Genomic DNA, 19,608 nt, shown 5'->3' with positions numbered 1-19,608 from the left:
CATCGCGAGAAATCACCGCACGCCATGTGCGCCGAGCTGCCGGGAGACCTGGCATGAGCACGCTGCGCGATGCCATGAGCCATGCTGCGCTGGGCTGGGTCAAGCCGGAGCTGGACGAGACCCTGCGCCAGGTGCGCAACGAGGTCGAGTACTACGTGGAAGACCCTGCCGACGGCAGCCGGATGCGCTTCTGCGCCGGCTACCTGCACCAGGTGCAGGGCACCCTGCGCATGGTCGAGCTGTACGCCCCGGCGATGGTGGCCGAGGAGCTGGAACAGCTGGCCAACGCGATCGGCGCCGGCGACGTACCCGACCGCGATGAAGCCTGCGCCACGCTGATGCGTGGCAGCGTGCTGCTGCCCGATTACCTGGAGCGCCTGCAGAACGGCCACCGCGACATCCCGATCGTGCTGCTGCCGCTGCTCAACGACATCCGCTCCGCTCGCGCGGCACCGGGCATCAATGAAAGCGTGCTGTTCGCCTTCGCACCGGACAGCGCGAGCGCCACCGAGGCCGAGCTGGACCACGCGCGTGGCAGCCTGAGCGGCCGCAACCGCGAGCTGCTCGATACGGTCGGCAACGCGGTCAAGGAAGAGCTGCTGCGGATCAAGGACGCGCTGGACCTGCACCTGCGTACCGGCGGCGAGCCGGTGCAATTGCAGACCCAGGTCAACGAGCTGGGCGCGGTCGCCGATACGCTGGGCATGATGGGCCTGGGCGTGGCCCGTGGCGTGGTCGTGCAGCAGCGCGATGCGCTGCGCGAGGTGGTCGAGGGCGTGCAGCAGATCGATGAAACGCTGTTGCTGGATATCGCCGGCGCGCTGCTGTACGTGGATGCCTCGCTGGACGACCAGGTCGCCCATCTGGGCGCCGGCGGCAGTGGCGAGGACGATCCCAGCGCGGTGGAGAACCGCCGCACGGTGGAAGTGCTGGCCCATGAAGCTATTGCCAACTTCGCCGCCGCGCGCGAGCATTTCGTCGCCTTCATCGAAACCAACTGGAATCACCAGCAGCTGCAGGAAGTGCCGCGCCTGCTCGGCGAGGTGGCCGGCGCGCTGCGCATGCTCGATCTGTCGGCCCCGGCCGACTACCTGCAGGGCGTGCGCCAGTACATCGCGGTGGAACTGCTCGGCAAGCAGCGCGTGCCCAGTGGGCGCCAGCTGGATACCCTGGCCGATGCCATGGCCAGCCTGGAGTACTACCTGGAAGCCCTGCGCGAACGCCGGCCGGGCCGCGACGACATCCTGGACATCACCCGCAGCAGCCTGGAAACCCTGCGTTACTGGCCGCTGCCGGATGCGAACCAGCCAACCGCCGACACCGGCCCGGAATCGCTGCCGGTTGCGCCCGAACCCATCGAACTGACACCGTGGGACGCGCCGGCCCCCGAGCCGATCGAGCTCGCGGTGACCGCCGAGGTACCGCGCCCGGCCAACCTGCCGCCGCCGCTGCCGGACTTCACCTTCGATCCGCCGCCGGCGGCCGCCGCGCCCGTGACACCGCCGCCGGTGGCGCTGGTGTTCGATGCCTCCACCGCGCCGGTCACTGCCGATGCGCCGCAGTGGACGCTGGGCCAGCAGGACGACGCCGATGAAGGGCTGACGTTTGCCCATCTCGACCCGATCATTGCCGACCTGCCGCCCGGCGCTGCGTGGGGGGGGGCCTCGCTGCCGCCCGCGCTGCAGGCCGATCGCATGGGCGACGACGTCGCCGACGCCCCGCTGGAGATGCCGGCCTTCGTGGCCACCGGCGCCGGGTTCGATCCGGTGGCCGCCGAGCACGAGCTGCTGGCGCTGAGCGACGAGCCGATCGAATTCACCTTCGATGACGGCCTGCGCAACGCCGATGACGTGCTCTCGCTGCAGATCGATGACACTGACGCTGACATCGATAGCGATACTGATACCGGTACTGATATCGATACCGATACCCATAGCGGTACCGATACTGATACCGACAGCGACAGCATTGATGCAGGGGCCGCGGCTTCGTCCAGCGTCACGCCGGGCGAGGTGGATGTGCAAGCGCTGCCGACGTTCCTGCAGGAGATTCCCGTCGCATCGGCGCAGGACAGCGCCGCGCCGCCGCTCGACCCGTTCGCCGACGATGTCGACACGGCCGCCGAGGCCGCAGCCGATGCAGCGCAGCCGAACGCCACGGTGCGCGATGCGGTGATCGGCCGTATCGAGCTGGACGATGCCGCTACCCGCTTCCTGGCCGAGCTGGATGCCGCCGCGGCGCAGTTCCGCCCGGAACGCGCCGACACCGAGACCGTGCCGACGGCCGCCGCAGCGGGGAGCCCGGCGGTGGCCGCGTCCGCCGATGACATCAGCATCGAGGCGGGCTTCGAAGACGATGGCGAGAACATCGACCAGGACATCCGCGAGGTGTTCATCGAAGAGTTCGACGAAGAGCTGGTGAACCTGGGCAACCTGCTTCCGGCCTGGCGCGCCGCGCCGGACAACCTGGACCGCCTGCGCCCGATCCGTCGCGTGTTCCATACCCTCAAGGGCAGTGGCCGGCTGGTGGGTGCGCGCACCCTGGGCGAGTTCAGCTGGAAGATCGAGGGCATGCTCAACCGCGTGCTCGATGGCAGCCGCCCGGCCTCGCCGGCCGTGGTTGCGCTGGTCGGCCAGGCCTACGACGCGCTGCCGCAGCTCAACGCGGCACTGCGCGATGGCAGTCGTGTCACCGCCGATCTGCAGGCCATGCAGGCCATCGCCGATCGCGTGGCCGCGGGCGAAGAGACCTTCCACGTGCCGCTGCAGCTGGCGGCGAGCGCCGCGGTGCCGACGGTCATGGAGACCGTTGCGGCCGAGGCTGTGCCGGTGATCGAGAGTACGCCGGCCAACATCGACAGCGTGCTGCGCGAGATCCTGGAAGCCGAGGTCGAGGTGCACCAGGCGACGCTGCAGGCGTGGCTGGATGCGGCTGCCGATGCTCCGCAGCCGGTGACCGACGGCCTGCTGCGCGCCGTGCACACGATGAACGGTGCTTTCGCCATGACCGATGTGCCGGAGATCACGGCCGTCACCGGCGCGGCGGAAAGTTACCTCAAGCGTTCGCTTGCGGCCGATGCGCTGCCGGCTGCGGCAGGCATGGACGCGCTCGCCGAGACCTGCGCCGCCATCACCACCACCATGGCGGCCCTGCACGACGAGGCCCCGCGGGTGCCCGTGCAGACCGCCTTGGCGGCCCGTCTGGTCGCCCTGGCCGATACGTTGCCCGAAGCGCGCTGGCCGGCGCTGGCCGAGGACGATCTGGACCTGGTGCACGACGAACTGCCCGTCCAGGCGACTGACGCCGCCGGCACGGACGCATTGGACGAAGCGACCGACGCCGGCGAAACAGCTGAAGCGTATGCCGCCGAGCCTGGGCAGTTCGCCCCGGTCGCCGATGCGCTCACGGATGCGGTCGAAGTGATTGGCGATGAGGTTGAGGACGATGCCGCACCGGTGTTGGCGCGCGTCGATGACACCACCGGCATCGACGAGCTGGAGGCCGAGATCGACGCCGATGGCCTGAGCGTGATCGAGTCCAGTCACGCGGTCGCGCCGGCCAACGACGATGATGCGCTCATCGCCATGGAGCTGACCGGCACGGACGACCTGTCCGCCTACTTCGATGCGGAACTGCCCGACAGCACGCATGCCGCCGATGCGCAGGCAGCATCCGATGCGCAGGCAGCATCCGATGCGGTGGCCGAGGACGCCGATCCGGCCGCTATGCATGCGGGCCTGGAATCGGCCGAATTGACCGCGGCCGAGGATCTCTCGCGCTACTTCGATCAGCTCGCCGAGCCGACCCCCCCGGCAAGCCAGGACGACGCCGACACTGAAACCAGGGCCGACGCCGACGCTCCGGCCGACACCCAGGCCGACACTCAGGCCGATCCGGCAGCGGCGAGCCCGGTCGGCCCCGACGGTCCGGCTGCCGACACCTCTGCCGATGCTCCTGCGCCGGCCAGCGTCTACGCGGCCTCCGTGGATGACGCGGCCAACGACAACTGGAGCGATGGCGAGCAGGACAGCGAGCAGCACGGCGAGCAGGTCGGCGAGCAGGTCGGCGAGCAGAGCAGCGACGAAGACAGCGACGAAGACAGCGACGAAGACAGCGACGAAGACAGCGACGAGGACGCGCAGGCACTGTCCGACGTCCTGCCACCGCCGCCGGCCTTTGGCGAGGTGGTGGACGCGCAGCAGGCGATGGACGACGGCCTGACCGTTGTCGATGCGCCGGATGCGCTGGACACCCGGGTGCTGGGTCTGGACGCCACCGACGAGAACACAGGTGAAGCCGACGCGTTCGCCGACGTGAGCGAGACCACGGCGCCGGATACTTCGGCCGACGCGGCCACCCCGGCCCGCTTCTTCGAACTCGAAGACGCGCCTGCGGCCAGCCTCACCAACGATCCGGAACCGGCCGACGTCCTCGCGGCGGCATCGGCCGACAGCGACGACCTCGGGCCGGGCGATGCACTCGACTTCACCCAGCTCGACCAGGAGCTGGTCGATATCTTCGTGGAGGAGGGCAAGGACCTGCTTGACCACTGCGATGGTCTGATCAGCGAGCTGCGCGCTGCGCCCCAGGACCGCGACGTGATCGCTGGCCTGCAGCGCGATCTGCACACGCTGAAGGGTGGCGCGCGCATGGCCGGGATCAATCCCATCGGCGACCTGGGCCACGGCATCGAGTCGCTGCTGGAAGCCGTGGCCGCCAACCGCACCGATATCGACCGCAGCGACGTGCACCTGCTGGAGCGTGGGTTCGATCGCCTGCACCAGCTGCTGACCCGTACCGGGCAGCACCGCACCGTGGCCATGCCCGACGACCTGATCGCCGCCTTCGAGCAGCGCACCCAGGGCCGCATCGCGCCGGCGCCGGCCGACACCGCCAACGATGCGCTGCCCTCCGGCGATGCCAGGGTCGAGGCGGCGATCGCCGCGCTTGTCGCAGCGCCGCTGTCGGCACCGGTTCCGCTGGAAACCGTCAGCGAAGAGGATGGCCTGCCGCGGCCGCAGCAGGAACAGGTGCGCGTACGCGCCGATCTGCTCGACCGCCTGGTCAACCACGCCGGTGAAGTGGCGATCTACCGTTCGCGGCTGGAACAGCAGCTCGGGGCCTTCCGCGGCGCCATGGGCGAACTGGACCGCACCAATGCCCGTCTGCGCGATCAGCTGCGCCGGCTGGACCTGGAGACCGAAGCGCAGATCGTGGCCCGTTACCAGCGCGAACAGGACCAGGCCCACCACACGTTCGATCCGCTGGAACTGGACCGCTTCTCCACGCTGCAGCAGCTCAGCCGCGCGCTGAACGAGTCCGCGGCCGACTTGGGCGGCCTGCAGGGCGTGCTGGACGATCTATCGCGCCAGTACGACGTGCTGCTCCAGCAGCAGTCGCGGGTCAGCTCGGAACTGCAGGACGGCCTGATGCGCGCGCGCATGGTGCCCTTCGATGGGCTCGTGCCGCGTCTGCGCCGGGTGGTTCGCCAGGCCGGACAGGACACCGGCAAGCAGGTCCACGTCACCCTGGAAGGCACCCACGGCGAACTGGACCGCAACGTGCTCGACCGCATGGTCGCGCCGCTGGAACACATGCTGCGCAACTCGGTGGCGCACGGTCTGGAAACCCCGGAACAGCGCCGTGCCGCCGGCAAGCCGGAAGAGGGCGAGATCGCCATCCGCCTGCGCCGTGAAGGCTCGGAAATCGTGCTGGAAGTGGCCGACGACGGCGCCGGCCTGGATCGCGGGGCGATCCGTCGCCGTGCCGAACAGCGTGGCCTGATCGCCGCCGATGCGGTACTGGGCGATGCCGAACTGGACGCGATGATCTTCTCGCCCGGCTTCAGCACCGCCGACCAGGTCAGCCAGCTGGCCGGCCGTGGCGTGGGCATGGACGTGGTCCACAACGAAGTGCGCCAGCTCGGCGGCTCGGTGGACATCCACTCGGTCAGCGGCCAGGGCGTGACGTTCACCCTGCGCCTGCCGCAGACGCTGGCGGTCACCCAGGCGGTGTTCGTACAGATCGGCGAGACCACCTTCGCGGTGCCGGTGGCCTCGGTCAGCGGTATCGGCCGGATCTCGCGCGAGCGTTTCGAAACCGCCAACGGCGGCTACCACTACGGTGGCGAGGAGTTCGCACTTCACGATCTGGGCACCCTGATCGGCCAGGCCCAGGCCCGTGCCGAAGGCCAGGCCCAGGTGCCGCTGCTGCTGGTCCGCGCCGGTGACCTGCGCGTGGCCGTGGCGATCGACCAGGTGCTGGGCAACCGCGAAATCGTGGTCAAGCCGGTTGGCCTGCAGATCGCGTCGGTACCGGGCATCTACGGTGCGACGATCACCGGCGATGGCCGCGTGGTCGTCATCCTCGACGTCGCTCCACTGGTGCGTCGTTACCTGGCCAATCCGCACAAGCCGATCACCGCCACCGCCAAGGTCAGCGACCGCGATGTGCCGCTGGTGATGGTGGTCGACGATTCACTGACCATGCGCAAGGTCACCGGCCGCATCCTGGAGCGCCACAACTTCGAGGTCACGGTTGCCCGTGACGGCATCGAAGCACTGGAGCGGCTGGACGAGCGCGTGCCCGACCTGATGCTGCTGGATATCGAGATGCCGCGCATGGACGGCTACGAGCTGGCCAGTGTCATGCGCGCCGACCCACGCTACCAGCGCGTGCCGATCGTGATGATCACCTCGCGCAGCGGCGACAAGCACCGTCAGCGCGCCTTTGAACTCGGTGTCCAGCGCTACCTGGGCAAGCCGTACCAGGAGCTGGATCTGATGCGCAACGTGTATGACCTGCTGGGGATCGCCCGTGCACGCGAGTGATGTCCACGCCCTGTTGTCGGTGGCGCTGCTGGCCCGGTCCGGGCCGGCGCGTGAGCGGCTGCGCGAGGCGCTCGACCATGCCGGCGCCCGCGTGGTGCTGGAGGACGACCCGAATACGCTCGAGCTGCAGGCCCTGCGTGATGCCGACCCCGGCGCGGTGCTGATCGCGCTGGAGCCGGCGATCGAAGACGCACTGGAACGGCTGGAGCCGGTGCTGGGCTCGCCGTCACTGACCCTGATCTTCGACGAGGCCGAGCTGGCCGCGCGCCGCGATGGCTGGGAAGCGCAGCGCTGGGCGCGGCATCTGGTGGCCAAGCTGCACGGTCACCAGGACGTGCTGCCGCCGGGCTCGGAACAGGACCAGCAACTGCAGCCCGAACCGGGCCTGCCGGTCACCCCGGCGCAGTTGCATGCCGATGCGCCGCTGGAGTTCCACCTGCGCGAAGCGGAGGATGCGGCGTCCGAGGTGCCTGCCGATGGCCTGTACCAGGTGCCGGCGGAGCTGAGCGAGCCGGTGTCGCTGGAAGAGGCATTGGCCGCGCTGGAGGTGGACGATGCGGCGAGCAGTGCGCCGGTGGACCCGATCGCCGCGATCGGGGACCACAGCCGCTGGTCGCTGGTCGAAGATGACGCCGTGGTCACTGGCTCACCATCGAGCACCCACACGGGCTCGGCGCCGGAGCGCTTCGACATCGAACGTCTGTCGCTGGTCGAGCTTGAGCCCGAGCCGGGAGCCGCCGGTGGCTGCACGGGTGCGGTGCTGGTCCTGGCCGGGATCGGCGGGCCGGATGCGTTGCGCCGCCTGCTGGCCGCGCTGCCCGAATCGCTGAGCACCGCGGTGCTGGTGCATATGCGCCTGGACGGAGGCCGCTACGGCAATCTGGTCAAGCAGATGGCACGGGTGTCCGCCCTGCCGGTGCTGCTGGCCGAAGACGCCCAGCCGGTGGAAGCCGGGCAGGCCTACATCCTGCCTGATGACATCGGCATCGTCGTGCGCCAGGGCACGCTGCATTTCATCGCCGAGCCCACCGGCATCCAGATCGCGGCACTGCCGGCCTTGCACAGCGGCGTGGTCCTGCTCAGCGGCGCCGATGCCGCCCAGGTGGACGCCGTGCTCGCCCTGGCGGCCGCCGGGGCCTGGGTGGGCGGTCAGATCGGGGAGGGCTGCTACGACCCGACGGCGGCCAGTACCGTGGTCGCTGCCGGCCAGCAGGCCGGTGAACCGCCGCAGCTGGCCGCCACCATCGCCGAACGCTGGGGCGTGGACGCGTAAGCGCGCCGACGCACCCTTGAAGGAATCTCCATGAGCTACGCCAGCAACGACGAAATCCGCGGTGTCCTGATCCAGGCCGGGCACGAACGCGTGCTGCTGCCCAATGCCACCGTCGCCGAAATGATGTCCAAGGTGCCGGTCGAAGCCGTGCCCGACGCACCGGCCTGGCTGGTCGGGCAGATCGCCTGGCACGGCTGGGACGTGCCGCTGCTGTCCTTTGCCCGGTTGTCCGGGCAGGGCGACGAGCCGGTGGTGACCAACAACAAGGTGGTCGTGCTCAAGGCACTGGGCGGCAATCCGCGCCGCCCGTACTTCGCCCTGCTGACCCAGACGTTCCCGCAGCTGATCGCGGTGCCGCGCGACGGCCTGCTCGCCGACGCGTCCGAAGAAACCCTGCCGCAGGGCGTACACATGCGCGTGCTGCTGGGTGAGCAGAGTGCGCTGCTGCCGGACCTGGACGCCCTGGAAGCGGCGCTGGACGAATCTTTCCCGGTCGCGGGGTGAAGTGTCCCCGCGCCTGTCGGCGCGCCCCCTGGACTCAAGGGCGCAATCGCTCCCGATGAATCAAGGGGGCTGAGGCGTCAGGCAAGCGCGATCGTCAGCCCAGATCGCCCAGGCGTGCCTGCACGGCCGCAATCGCCGCCAGCCCTGCGGTCTCGGTACGCAGCACGCGCGGGCCCAACTGCAATCCCTGGAAGCCCGCCGCGGCCAGCGCCTGGCGGTCGCGCGGCGACCAGCCGCCTTCCGGGCCGATCGCGATCACCACACCGCCCGGTGCGGCCGAGAGCGTCGACAAGCGATGCTCGCCCTGTGGATCCAGGGTCAGCTTCAACGCCTCGGCCGGCATCGCGTTGGCGGCGTCCTGCAGCGATCGCGGCGCGACCACGCTTGGCACGCGCGCGCGACCGGATTGGCCACAGGCCGAGACCACCACGCTGTGCCAGTGCGCCAGGCGCTTCTCGGCGCGGGCCGCGTCAAGCTTCACTTCCGTGCGCTCGGCATTGACCGGCACGAAGGCCTGCACGCCCAGTTCGGTGGCCTTCTGCAGGATCAGGTCCATCTTCTCGCCACGGGCGATGCCCTGCAGCAGGGTGATGTGCAACGGCGATTCGTTGTCCAGCGCGGTGGCGGCCTCGATGCGCACCTGCGCATCGCGCTTGCCCACCACCACCAGGGTCGCGCTGTAGTCCTGGCCATCACCGTTGAACAGCACGCAGCCATCGCCTTCGCGCAGGCGCATCACGCGGACCAGATGGTTGGCCGCATCCTCGGGCAGCGACAGGGTCTGGCCGACAGTCAGCGGATGATCGATGTAGCTCCGGGTCACGCGCATGCAACGGCCTCGTCGATGGCAGCCAGGGTGGTCAGTGCAAGCAGATCCAGATGGTCGTCCTCCACGCAGTACGGCGGCATCCAATACAGCACATTGCCCAGTGGGCGCAGCACCACGCCGCGCTTGAGCGCGGCCTTGTAGGCGTGCAGCCCGATTCTGGCCTCGGCCGGGAACGGCGTACGCTTGTCGCCGTTGCGGGTCAGTTCGAATGCCACCACCATCCCGGCCTGGCGCACATCGGCGACATGCGCGTGGTCGGCGAACGGTGCGGCCAGGGTGCGCATCACTTCAGCGGTGCTGCGGTTGCGGGCGATCACGTCCTCGCCGGCGAAGATGTCCAGCGTCGCCAGCGCAGCGGCGCAGGCCAGTGGATTGCCGGTGTAACTGTGCGAATGCAGGAACGCGCGCTCGCGCGAATCGTCGAGGAAGGCGTCGTACAGCGCCTGCGTGGCCAGCACCGCCGAGAGCGGCAGGAAGCCGCCGGTCAGGCCCTTGGACAGGCACAGCAGGTCGGGCATCACCCCGGCCTGTTCGCAGGCGAACATCGTGCCGGTGCGGCCGAAACCGGTGGCGATTTCATCGGCGATCAGGAACGCACCGTTGGCATCGCACAACGCACGCGCACGCTGCAGATAGACCGGGTCATGCATGCGCATGCCGCCGGCGCACTGCAGGCGCGGCTCCAGGATCACCGCGCAGATCTCGCCCGGGTGCTGGTCGAACAGCGTGGCCAGCGCATCGGCCGCCTGGTGCGCACGCTGCGCCGCGCTCTGGCCGGGTTCGGCCAGGTAGGCGTCGGGCGAGGGCGCGAACAGTGCCTCGGTCAGCAGCGGCGCGTATACCCGCCGGTACAGGGGGATGTCGCCGACCGACAGCGCACCCAGGGTTTCGCCGTGGTAGCCGTTCTCCAATGCCACGAAGCGGGTGCGGTGGTTCTCCCCGCGGTTGCGGAAATAGTGGAAGGCCATCTTCAGCGCCACTTCCACCCCGGCCGAACCGTTGTCGGCATAGAACACCTTGGCCAGCGGATCACGCCCGGCCTGGCGTGGCGCGATCGCCAGCAGGCGCTCGGCCAGCCGCACCGCCGGCGCATGGCTGAAGCCGGCCAGCATCACCTGTTCCAGCTGCGTGGCCTGCTGGGCGATGGCCGCGCCGATGCGCGGCTGCGCATGGCCGAACAGATTGGTCCACCAACTGCTCACCGCATCCAGATAACGATGGCCGTCGTGGTCGATCAACCACGGGCCCTCCCCACGGGCGATCGGCAGCAGGGGCAGGGTGTCGGGGTGCTCGCGCATCTGCGTGCACGGGTGCCACAGCACGGCCAGATCGCGTTGCCGCCACTGATCGGCCAGCGTGAGGGGGGCTGGGTCTGCTAGCATTTCGGGCTCATGAACACGTTTTCACCAGTACCCATTCTAGAGATGCTCGCATGAGCCGTCGCCTGCCCATCATCCACCAGATCACGGACGAGGAAAGCGGGCCGTTCCAGCGCCAGCATCTGGATCTGGAATTCTCCAATGGCGAACGCCGCCGCTTCGAACGGCTGGTGACCCGCGGCCATGGCGCCGTGGTGGTGGTGCCGATGCTCGACGACGAGACCGTGCTGCTGGTGCGTGAATACGCCGCCGGCATGCATCGCTACGAGCTGGGCCTGGTGAAAGGGCGCATCGATGCCGGCGAGACGCCCGAACAGGCGGCCGACCGCGAATTGAAGGAAGAGGCCGGTTACGGTGCCCGTCGGGTCGATGTGCTGCGCGCAATGACCCTGGCGCCGACCTACATGAGCCACCAGTCGTGGCTGGTGGTGGCGCGCGATCTGTACCCCGAGCGCCTGGCCGGCGACGAGCCGGAGGAACTGGAAGTCGTGCCGTGGAAGCTGGCCGACCTGGACCAGCTGATGTTGCGCGAGGACTTCTCCGAGGGCCGATCGCTGGCGGCGCTGTTCATCGCGCGCGAGTGGCTGGGACGGAAGGAATGATCAAACTCACGACGGATCTGCGCGAAACCGTCATCGCCATCGCCCAGGACGCGGCCGCCGCCATCATGGCCGTCTACGCCACCCCGTTCGATGTGGAGATCAAGTCCGACCACAGCCCGGTCACCGCCGCCGACCTCGGCGCCAACCAGGTGATCGAGCGCGGGCTGGCGCAGCTGACCCCGGACCTGCCGATCCTGTCCGAAGAATCGGCGCAGGTGCCGTGGGAGGTCCGCCAGCACTGGGGGGCGTACTGGCTGGTCGATCCGCTCGACGGCACCCGCGAATTCGTCAAGCGCAACGACGAGTTCAGCGTCAACATCGCGCTGATCTACCAGGGCGCACCCGCCTTCGGCGTGGTGCTGGCCCCGGCCACCGGCCAGGTCTGGCACGCCATGCGCGGCGAGCTGGCCTATCGCCGCGACGGCATGCGCGATTCGGTACTGCGCACCCGCACGCCGGCCTCGGCGCCGCTGCGGGTCGCCGCCAGCCGCTCGCATCGCAGCGAGCAGACCCAGGCGCTGCTGGACCGCATGGGCGATATCGAGGTGCTCGCACAGGGCTCCTCGCTCAAATTCTGCCGGCTGGCCGAGGGCACCCTGGACGTCTACCCGCGTCTGGGCCCGACGTCCGAATGGGACACCGCCGCCGGTCAGTGCGTACTGCATGCCGCCGGTGGCGCGGTGCTCTCGGCCGAGACCGGCAAGCCGTTCCGCTACAACCGCCGCGAGACCCTCTTGAACGGTGACTTCATCGCGCTGGGCGATACCCGCCTGCCGTGGCGCGAGTGGCTGCCCGCCTGACCTGACTGGAGCAACGATGCCTGCCACCCCCGAACTGGACCGCCTGCTGGGCATCATGGCGCGCCTGCGCGACCCGCAGCAGGGCTGCCCCTGGGACCTGCAGCAGGATTTCGCCAGCATCGCCCCGTACACCATCGAGGAAGCCTACGAGGTCGCCGATGCGATCGACCGGGGTGACCTGGATGACCTGAAGGATGAACTCGGCGACCTGCTGCTCCAGGTGGTCTTCCATGCGCAGATGGCGCAGGAGCAGGGCGCGTTCGGGTTTGCCGACGTCGCCCGCGCGATCAGCGACAAGATGGAGCGTCGCCATCCGCATGTGTTCGCCCAGGTCCAGGTGAACGGTGCGGAGGACGTCAACAGCAACTGGGAGGCGATCAAACGCGCCGAGCGCGCCGCCAAGGGCCACACCGATACCTCGGCGCTGGCCGGGATCTCGCGCGGCCTGCCGGAATGGCAGCGGGCGGTGAAGCTGCAGGCGCGCGCGGCGCGGGTGGGTTTCGACTGGCCGGGCCCGGCGCCGGTGATGGATAAAGTACGCGAGGAACTGGACGAGGTCGCCGCTGAATTCGCGCGCGGCCCGGTCGAGGAAAACCACGCGCGCCTGCAGGAAGAACTCGGCGACCTGCTGTTCGTCTGCGCCAATCTGGCCCGCCACGCCAGGGTCGATGTCGGCGCCGCACTGCGCCAGGCCAACCAGAAGTTCGAGCGCCGCTTCCGCGCGATGGAAGCCCAGGCCCACGCGGCCGGGCAGACCATGGCCGCGCTCGATCTGGACGCGCAGGAAGCCCTCTGGCAGCAGGCCAAGGCGGACGAGCCCAAGCCGTGAAAACGCTGCTGCTGTTCGTGCTGACCGCCGTGGCCGAGATTGTCGGGTGTTACCTGCCCTGGCTGTGGCTGCGCAGGGAGGGCAGCGCGTGGCTGCTGCTGCCGGCCGCTGCCAGCCTGGCATTGTTCGCCTGGCTGCTGACCCTGCACCCGGCCGCCAGCGGCCGTGTCTATGCGGCCTATGGCGGGGTCTACATCGGCACCGCGCTGATGTGGTTGTGGCTGGTGGACGGCATCCGCCCCAGCCGCTGGGACCTGCTGGGCGTCGGCCTGTGCCTGGCCGGGATGATGGTGATCATGTTCGCCCCGCGCAGCGCCTGATCCTGACCTGCGGCGCGTCAGGCACCCCGATGCCGGCGTGAAGGCAGCGTGGCTATACTCGGTGCTACGAATCCGGGGAAAGGGAGTGACCTGATGTTTCCGACCATGCTGTTCTCGCTGGTGCTGGCCTTCGTGGCCGTTGTCATCCTGTTCAAGGCCGTGCGCATGGTGCCGCAGGGCTACGAATGGACCGTGGAGCGCTTCGGCCGCTACACCCACACCATGTCGCCGGGCCTGCATTTCCTGATCCCGATCGTCTACGGCGTGGGGCGCAAGGTGAACATGATGGAGCAGGTGCTGGATGTGCCCAGCCAGGAAGTGATCACCAAGGACAACGCTGCCGTGCGCGTGGATGGCGTGGTGTTTTTTCAGGTGCTCGATGCCGCCAAGGCCGCCTACGAGGTCGCCAACCTGGAGGTGGCGATGATCGCCCTGGTGCAGACCAACATCCGTACCGTGATCGGCTCGATGGACCTGGATGAATCGCTCAGCCAGCGCGAAGTGATCAACGCCCAGCTGCTGAGCGTGGTCGACCATGCCACCAACCCGTGGGGCGTGAAGGTCAACCGCATCGAAATCCGCGATATCCAGCCGCCGCGCGACCTGCTTGATGCGATGGCGCGGCAGATGAAGGCCGAACGCGAGAAGCGCGCGCAGATCCTGGAAGCCGAGGGTTCGCGCCAGTCCGAGATCCTGCGCGCCGAGGGCGAAAAGCAGGCCACGGTGCTCGAGGCCGAGGGACGCAAGGAGGCCGCCTTCCGCGATGCCGAAGCGCGCGAACGCCTGGCCGAGGCCGAAGCCAAGGCCACCACGATGGTGTCCGAGGCGATCGCCCAGGGCGACGTGCAGGCGATCAACTACTTCATCGCGCAGAAGTACGTGGAAGCCTTCAAGGAACTGGCGACCTCGCCGAACCAGAAGCTGGTGCTGATGCCGATGGAGGCCAGCGGGGTGATCGGCTCGATCGCCGGCGTCGCCGAGCTGGCCCGCGAAGCGTTCGCCAAGCAGGAAGAGAAGAAAGCCACGCGCGGCGTCCCGCCGCGGATCGGAGGCTGACATGCGCTGGGAAGTGGTGGCCTGGGGCGCGCTGGCACTGGTGCTGTTCGCCGCCGAGGCGCTCGCGCCCGGTGCCTTCATGTTGTGGATCGGGATCGGTGCGGCTGCGGTGTTCGTGCTGGTGGCGGTGTTCGCCGAGATCCCGCTGCTGTGGCAGGTGGTCGCGTTCGTGGTGCTCAGCGTGGTCTCGATCCAGTGCTACCGCCGCTGGGGCCGGTCGCACGATCGCCAGAGCGACCAGCCGCTGTTGAACCGCCGCGCCGAACAGCTGATCGGGCGGGTGGTCGTGCTCGACCAGGCCATCATCGCCGGCAAGGGCCGGGCCAAGGTGGACGATGCCTTCTGGGTTGTCGCAGGTCCCGACCTGCCCGCCGGCAGCCCGGTACGGGTGGTGGCGGTGGAAGGGATGACGCTGAAGGTGCAGCAGGCCTGATCCGCGGTTTTCCCGCACCGCCGCAGGCGTTGTGAAGACGGTTCTGGGATAATGGATGTCTTGCCTTCATTCCCCCGGAACCGGTCATGACCCAGAAGACGCTTCTCAACGATACCCACCGCGCACTCGGCGCCAAGATGGTCGATTTCGGTGGCTGGGACATGCCCATTCATTACGGTTCGCAGCTGGACGAGCACCATCTGGTGCGCAGCGACGCCGGCATGTTCGACGTCAGCCACATGACCGTGGTCGACCTGCGCGGTGACCAGGTCAAGCCGTTCCTGCGCACGCTGCTGGCCAACTCGGTGGACAAGCTCAAGGCCACCGGCAAGGCACTGTACTCGTGCATGCTCAATGCCCGCGGCGGCGTGATCGACGACCTGATCGTCTACTACATGGCCGACGATTTCTTCCGCATGGTGGTCAACGCCTCCACCCGCGAAAAGGACCTGGCCTGGATCCGCCAGCAGGCCGCGGCATTCAACGTGGAGGTCATCGAGCGCGAAGACCTGGCCATCATCGCGGTGCAGGGGCCGACCGCGCGCGAGCGCGTGATCAGCCTGCTCGGCGAGGGCGACCGCGCCGCGCTGGAGAAGCTGGGCCGTTTCGCCGCGCTGGAAACCACCACCGCCGATGGCACCGCGCTGTTCGTGGCCCGCACCGGGTACACCGGTGAGGACGGTTTCGAGATCCTGTTGCCGCAGAGCGCCGTGGTCGCCTTCTGGAATGCCCTGAGCGCCGCCGGCGTGCGTCCGGCTGGCCTGGGTGCGCGCGACACGCTGCGCCTGGAAGCCGGCATGAACCTCTACGGCCAGGACATGGACGAAGAGATCACCCCGTACGAAGCCGGCCTGGCCTGGACCGTGGCGCTGGACGAAGGTCGCGACTTCATCGGTCGCGACGTGCTCGAAGCGCAGAAGGCGGCCGGCAACGCCCGCCAGCTGATCGGCCTGGTGATGGACGAGAAGGGCGTACTGCGCCACGGCCAGGTGGTACTCACCGCCGGCGGCGAGGGCGAGATCCTGTCCGGCACCTTCTCGCCGACCCTGGGCAAGGGCATCGCGTTCGCCCGCGTGCCGGGCGGCGAACTGGGCGAGGTCCGCGTGGATATCCGCGGCAAGCAGGTTCCGGTGCGCGTGGTGAAGTTCCCGTTCGTGCGCGAAGGCCAGCCCCAGCCCGGTGTGCTGATCGACGGCTGATGCCGTGCTTTACCCGGTGCGGATGCCTCCGCATCCGCGCCGGTTGGTTACACTACCCCCGTTTCTTGACCCCCCTGATATTCCTCGGAGCAGTCCCATGAGCGAGATCCCCGGCGACCTCAAATTCCTCAAGTCCCACGAGTGGGCGCGCGTTGAAGGCAATGGCCGCGTCACCGTCGGTATTTCCGACCACGCCCAGGGCCTGCTCGGCGACCTGGTCTACGTTGAACTGCCGGAGGTTGGCCAGGAGGTCAAGGCCGGCGAGCAGGCTGCCGTGGTCGAGTCGGTCAAGGCCGCCTCGGACGTGTACAGCCCGATCACCGGCACGGTGGTCGAGGTCAATTCGGCCCTGAGCGACAAGCCGGAAACCATCAACGAAGACGCCTACGGCGACGGCTGGATCTATGTCGTCGAAGTGGCCGGCCTGGAAGAAGTCAACGACCTGCTGGGTCCGGACGACTACGCCGAGCTGCTGGAAAACGACGATCACTGATCGTCGCCGCCGCTGAAGAACGGCCGCCTGGTGCGGCCGTTTTTTTTTGCCCGTTCGCCGGGCGCGCGCGAACGGCGTTAGCAGTACGTGAGGATTGCAGTGCGCGCGCGGCGGCACGCGATCGCGACCACGGGCTCATGACGATCGGTTCGGTGCCGATGCATGCCGGTGATCTGGTCCGCGCCGCGCACCCGATCGCGCACCGATGCGGCATCGATATGGACGCGCACGGACGCTCGAAGTCGATCATCGCGGACGGACGCGCCGGTGCCAGGGCGGTCAAAAGTTTGCGCAGTTGCGCGAATCGGGTCGAAAAAAGTGCGCGCAGATGTGAAAAGTTTTCCGGTCCGTTTAAGGGGCGCACGGGGAGGCTGGCGAGGTGCGTGGTCGAGCAGGCTGCACGCGCGGGCACGCAATGGCATGCACCGCGATGTTGCGATGTCGCGACACGAAAGTGCTTCTTTTAAGTGTTTTTCTTTTCAGCGCTGTCAGCGTGTGCGGGCGCAGGGCGTTCGCGCCGGCGGCGGCATCGTGCGTTTGGCAGGTCGCAGGCGGGCGCAGCGAGGGGGGCGAGGCAAGGCGCCGGTGTGAAAATTTTTCGCCGGGGTTGTTGACAGTCAAAAAAAGCGTGATTAGGTTTCGCCTCAGCAGACCTTGCCTGCGAACAGAGTGAGCAGAATCGACATCAAGTCGCGAAGCACAACCTGGACATCCACCTCGCGTCCCATGACGGTGGAGATGGCTTCGCTTCCTCCGGCGAACCGCAAGTTCCTTTCCTCTTCGATACCTGCCTGGCCACATGCGGCGGGTGTCACCGTATCCGTCACGACGCGCATGACGCGACGGCGGTCCCCGCAACGCAGCAACGGCGGGTTTGCTTTACCTGGGCGTTTCCACTCCATAGATCACTGACGAGGAGCCATCCCATGGCAACCAAGAAAGCTGCGAAGAAAAAGCCGGCCGCCAAAAAGGCAGCCAAGAAGGTCGCTAAGAAGGCCACTGCCAAGAAGGCCGTCAAGAAGGTAGCCAAGAAAGCTGCTGCCAAGAAGACGGTGAAGAAGGCGGCCAAGAAGGCGACCGCCCGCAAGGCAGCCGTGAAGAAGACGGCGAAGAAGGCCGTGAAGAAGACGGCAAAGAAGGCCGCGACCAAGAAGACCGCGAAGAAGGCAGTGAAGAAGACGGCGAAGAAGGCCGCCAAGAAGACTGCAAAGAAGGCAGCCACCAAGAAGACCGCGAAAAAGGCGGTAAAGAAGACGGCCAAGAAGGCGACCCGCAAGGTAGCCAAGAAAGCCGCTCCGAAGAAGGCTGCCAAGAAGACCGCCAAGAAGGCCACCCGCAAGGTAGCCAAGAAGGCCACCGCCAAGAAGGCGACTGCCCGCAAGGCTCCGGCCAAGAAGGCATCGGCGAAGAAGGCGGTGAAGAAGGTTGCAAAGCGCAAGCCGGCCGTTCGCAAGAAGAAGGCCGCACCGGTCGCTCTGCCGGCAACCCCGGCACCGCTGATCTGAGTTTTTCCCGATAGCCGTACCTGAGACTCCTTCCCTGGCAGCCCAGCGGGGAAGGAGTTTTTTTATGGGCAAGGCAAACAGAAACCATGAAAAAGGCGGCCATCCGGCCGCCTTTTTCGATGCCACTGTGCGCGCGGATCAGCGCGGGGAGGCGACGGCGCGGTTCGATGAGACGCCCTTGCGCTTGCCCTGCGGGGCGGCGTCTTCGGCCATGAGGTTGTCGCTGCCGAAATCAGTGTCCACGTCCAGCCAGCGCTGGGTCGGCAGGCCCATCGCCTGGTCGAGCACGGTCGGCAGCAGGCCGCTGGGCAAGCTGCTCTCGCCGTTCCACATGATGGCGATGCCGAGGTCACGCTCGGGCACGAGGGCGACCAGGCCGCGATAGCCCTGGACGGCACCGGCATGGAAGATCACTTCGTGGCCGGCGTAATCGAAGGTGCGCCAGCCAAGGGCGTAGCCGGCCGAGTTGAGGCGCTCGCGGCGCCAGCCCGAGCGCATTTCGCCGGGGGTGCTGATCAGGCTGGCGTGCAGCGTGGCCAGCAACGGGGCGGGCAGCACGTCAGGGCGGTGGCCGGTGTGGGCCAGCAACCACTGCGCCATGTCGCTGGCACTGGCGTTGACGCCGGCGGCCGGAGCAAGGCGGTAATACGTCGGCTTGGGCGTGAGCGCGACCCAGCCGTTGCGGCTGCGCACGTGCGGGCGGGCCCAGCGCGAGCTGGCCTGGATGCCGGCCAGGCCGAGGCTCGCATCGTCCATGCCGAGCGGCTTGAACAGGCGGCGCTCGACGGACTGTTCGTAGAAGCTGCCGGAGGCGGCGTAGACGACATCGCCGATCAGGCTGAAGGCCACGTTCTGGTACGCATAGCAGTCGCCGGGCAGGCACTTGAGCGAGGTGGCGGCCAGCTTGTGGGTGAGGGTGTAGTACTCGGCGTTGGCTTCAACGTCGCGGTCGTAGGCGTTGTACGGCAGGCCAACGCGATGGCTGAGCAGATCGGCCACGGTCAGGCGCTCGGTCGCTTCGGGCGTGCTGAGCTGGAAGCCGGGCACGTAGTCGGTGACCTTGCTGTCCCAGCGCAGCGTGCCGTCGTTGACCAGCAGTCCGGCCATCGTGCCGGCGAAGGCCTTGGACAGCGAGGCCAGGCGGAACACGGTGTGGGCATCGACCTGCTGCGGGTTGTTGACGTCGGTGACGCCGTAGCCGCGCGCGCTCAGCACGCGGCCGCCCTGGACGATGGCCACGGCCATCCCGGGCACGCGCTCGCCGTAGGTGAGCTGCTGCGCCATCGATTCGATCGAAGCGACGTTGAAGCCCGGCGCGGGCGGCTGCACCTTCAGGCCGGCCGGGGTCGTGCGGTACGCTGCAGGCTGGGTGTGCGGTGCCGCGGTCGGCGCCGACTCCTCGATGTTGACCGGCAACGCGGCGGGCGAGGCGACAGGGGTCTGCGCGGTGGAAGACATGGCGATGGGCATCAACATGCCCAACAACCCGGTTGCCGCCGAACGGATCGGTCGGCGCCTGTTGTTCTGGTTCATCGTATGGGTGCCCGTGCGCGACT

At 68.3% G+C, this 19,608-nt stretch carries 17 protein-coding genes; 12 read left to right on the top strand and 5 right to left on the bottom strand.

The window, feature by feature from the left end:
* Positions 1-53 precede the first annotated feature (53 nt).
* From PV764_RS06430 to PV764_RS06420, 3 genes are read left to right on the top strand one after another with little or no spacing between them, the layout of a single operon-like run.
* Positions 54-6,830 (top strand): Hpt domain-containing protein, encoded by a 6,777-nt coding sequence (locus PV764_RS06430; protein ID WP_421116332.1) that lies wholly within the window; start codon positions 54-56, stop codon positions 6,828-6,830.
* Positions 6,817-8,103 carry a chemotaxis protein CheB gene (locus PV764_RS06425; RefSeq protein ID WP_421116331.1) on the top strand — a complete coding sequence of 429 codons (1,287 nt, stop codon included), beginning with the start codon at positions 6,817-6,819 and terminating at the stop codon, positions 8,101-8,103. The genes PV764_RS06430 and PV764_RS06425 overlap by 14 nt, the downstream gene beginning before the upstream one ends.
* Positions 8,104-8,133: 30 nt before the next feature.
* The gene (locus PV764_RS06420) at positions 8,134-8,607 is read left to right on the top strand and encodes a chemotaxis protein CheW (protein ID WP_421116330.1); all 474 of its coding nucleotides are present in this window, start codon (positions 8,134-8,136) and stop codon (positions 8,605-8,607) included.
* 94 nt (positions 8,608-8,701) lie between these two features.
* Here the strand turns inward: PV764_RS06420 and PV764_RS06415 are convergent, their stop codons facing one another.
* Both PV764_RS06415 and bioA read right to left on the bottom strand, forming a co-directional pair.
* Positions 8,702-9,436 carry a 16S rRNA (uracil(1498)-N(3))-methyltransferase gene (locus PV764_RS06415; protein ID WP_070425747.1) on the bottom strand — a complete coding sequence of 245 codons (735 nt, stop codon included), beginning with the start codon at positions 9,434-9,436 and terminating at the stop codon, positions 8,702-8,704.
* A complete protein-coding gene (gene bioA / locus PV764_RS06410) occupies positions 9,427-10,818 on the bottom strand; it encodes an adenosylmethionine--8-amino-7-oxononanoate transaminase (RefSeq protein WP_046272683.1) in 1,392 nt (463 codons plus the stop codon). Before bioA ends, PV764_RS06415 begins: the two co-directional genes overlap by 10 nt.
* A 50-nt stretch (positions 10,819-10,868) precedes the next feature.
* On the opposite strand from bioA, the gene nudE reads away from it, so the two are divergent.
* From nudE to gcvH, 8 genes are all read left to right on the top strand, one after another.
* A complete protein-coding gene (gene nudE / locus PV764_RS06405) occupies positions 10,869-11,417 on the top strand; it encodes an ADP compounds hydrolase NudE (protein WP_019185130.1) in 549 nt (182 codons plus the stop codon).
* The gene (cysQ, locus tag PV764_RS06400; protein ID WP_070425744.1) at positions 11,414-12,217 is read left to right on the top strand and encodes a 3'(2'),5'-bisphosphate nucleotidase CysQ; all 804 of its coding nucleotides are present in this window, start codon (positions 11,414-11,416) and stop codon (positions 12,215-12,217) included. Before nudE ends, cysQ begins: the two co-directional genes overlap by 4 nt.
* Before the next feature lie 16 nt (positions 12,218-12,233).
* On the top strand, positions 12,234-13,046 hold the full coding sequence (mazG, locus tag PV764_RS06395; RefSeq protein ID WP_421116329.1) for a nucleoside triphosphate pyrophosphohydrolase: 813 nt from the start codon (positions 12,234-12,236) through the stop codon (positions 13,044-13,046).
* Entirely contained in the window at positions 13,043-13,366 is a 324-nt protein-coding gene (locus PV764_RS06390) for a YnfA family protein (RefSeq protein WP_284128863.1), read from the top strand. The genes mazG and PV764_RS06390 overlap by 4 nt, the downstream gene beginning before the upstream one ends.
* A 93-nt stretch (positions 13,367-13,459) precedes the next feature.
* Entirely contained in the window at positions 13,460-14,422 is a 963-nt protein-coding gene (locus PV764_RS06385) for an SPFH domain-containing protein (RefSeq protein WP_046272684.1), read from the top strand.
* Between the two features lies 1 nt (position 14,423).
* A complete protein-coding gene (locus PV764_RS06380) occupies positions 14,424-14,855 on the top strand; it encodes an NfeD family protein (RefSeq protein WP_019185125.1) in 432 nt (143 codons plus the stop codon).
* Positions 14,856-14,941: 86 nt separating this feature from the next.
* On the top strand, positions 14,942-16,054 hold the full coding sequence (gene gcvT, locus PV764_RS06375; protein ID WP_019185124.1) for a glycine cleavage system aminomethyltransferase GcvT: 1,113 nt from the start codon (positions 14,942-14,944) through the stop codon (positions 16,052-16,054).
* A 97-nt stretch (positions 16,055-16,151) separates the two neighbouring features.
* Entirely contained in the window at positions 16,152-16,547 is a 396-nt protein-coding gene (gcvH, locus tag PV764_RS06370) for a glycine cleavage system protein GcvH (protein WP_019185123.1), read from the top strand.
* A gap of 77 nt (positions 16,548-16,624) precedes the next feature.
* Here the strand turns inward: gcvH and PV764_RS06365 are convergent, their stop codons facing one another.
* Together PV764_RS06365 and PV764_RS06360 are read right to left on the bottom strand one after the other, a co-directional pair.
* Positions 16,625-16,777 (bottom strand): hypothetical protein, encoded by a 153-nt coding sequence (locus tag PV764_RS06365; RefSeq protein WP_284128864.1) that lies wholly within the window; start codon positions 16,775-16,777, stop codon positions 16,625-16,627.
* 414 nt (positions 16,778-17,191) lie between these two features.
* Positions 17,192-17,383, bottom strand: a complete 192-nt coding sequence (locus PV764_RS06360; protein ID WP_020424295.1) for a hypothetical protein — start codon at positions 17,381-17,383, stop codon at positions 17,192-17,194.
* Between the two features lie 90 nt (positions 17,384-17,473).
* Here PV764_RS06360 and PV764_RS06355 point away from each other — a divergent pair, with 90 nt between their 5' ends.
* Positions 17,474-18,052 (top strand): hypothetical protein, encoded by a 579-nt coding sequence (locus tag PV764_RS06355; protein WP_019185121.1) that lies wholly within the window; start codon positions 17,474-17,476, stop codon positions 18,050-18,052.
* Between the two features lie 138 nt (positions 18,053-18,190).
* Here PV764_RS06355 and PV764_RS06350 read toward each other — a convergent pair whose 3' ends face one another.
* Positions 18,191-19,585, bottom strand: coding sequence for a serine hydrolase domain-containing protein (locus PV764_RS06350; protein WP_019185120.1), 1,395 nt, complete (start codon positions 19,583-19,585; stop codon positions 18,191-18,193).
* Positions 19,586-19,608 lie beyond the last annotated feature (23 nt).

Source organism: Stenotrophomonas sp. AS1, assembly GCF_048957655.1.
In the GTDB taxonomy this organism is placed as follows: Bacteria; Pseudomonadota; Gammaproteobacteria; order Xanthomonadales; family Xanthomonadaceae; genus Stenotrophomonas; species Stenotrophomonas bentonitica_A.
The sequence above is the reverse complement of the archived record's forward strand: the minus strand, read 5'-3'. Positions and strand labels throughout refer to the sequence as shown.

Bases quoted from the DNA above. Each gene is read 5' to 3' on its own strand.
- PV764_RS06430 (WP_421116332.1), top strand. From the start codon at position 54: ATGAGCACGCTGCGCGATGCCATGAGCCATGCTGCGCTGGGCTGGGTC.
- PV764_RS06420 (WP_421116330.1), top strand. From the start codon at position 8,134: ATGAGCTACGCCAGCAACGACGAAATCCGCGGTGTCCTGATCCAGGCC.
- PV764_RS06415 (WP_070425747.1), bottom strand. From the start codon at position 9,436: ATGCGCGTGACCCGGAGCTACATCGATCATCCGCTGACTGTCGGCCAG.
- bioA (WP_046272683.1), bottom strand. From the start codon at position 10,818: ATGCTAGCAGACCCAGCCCCCCTCACGCTGGCCGATCAGTGGCGGCAA.
- nudE (WP_019185130.1), top strand. From the start codon at position 10,869: ATGAGCCGTCGCCTGCCCATCATCCACCAGATCACGGACGAGGAAAGC.
- cysQ (WP_070425744.1), top strand. From the start codon at position 11,414: ATGATCAAACTCACGACGGATCTGCGCGAAACCGTCATCGCCATCGCC.
- mazG (WP_421116329.1), top strand. From the start codon at position 12,234: ATGCCTGCCACCCCCGAACTGGACCGCCTGCTGGGCATCATGGCGCGC.
- PV764_RS06385 (WP_046272684.1), top strand. From the start codon at position 13,460: ATGTTTCCGACCATGCTGTTCTCGCTGGTGCTGGCCTTCGTGGCCGTT.
- PV764_RS06380 (WP_019185125.1), top strand. From the start codon at position 14,424: ATGCGCTGGGAAGTGGTGGCCTGGGGCGCGCTGGCACTGGTGCTGTTC.
- gcvT (WP_019185124.1), top strand. From the start codon at position 14,942: ATGACCCAGAAGACGCTTCTCAACGATACCCACCGCGCACTCGGCGCC.
- gcvH (WP_019185123.1), top strand. From the start codon at position 16,152: ATGAGCGAGATCCCCGGCGACCTCAAATTCCTCAAGTCCCACGAGTGG.
- PV764_RS06360 (WP_020424295.1), bottom strand. From the start codon at position 17,383: ATGCGCGTCGTGACGGATACGGTGACACCCGCCGCATGTGGCCAGGCA.
- PV764_RS06355 (WP_019185121.1), top strand. From the start codon at position 17,474: ATGGCAACCAAGAAAGCTGCGAAGAAAAAGCCGGCCGCCAAAAAGGCA.
- PV764_RS06350 (WP_019185120.1), bottom strand. From the start codon at position 19,585: ATGAACCAGAACAACAGGCGCCGACCGATCCGTTCGGCGGCAACCGGG.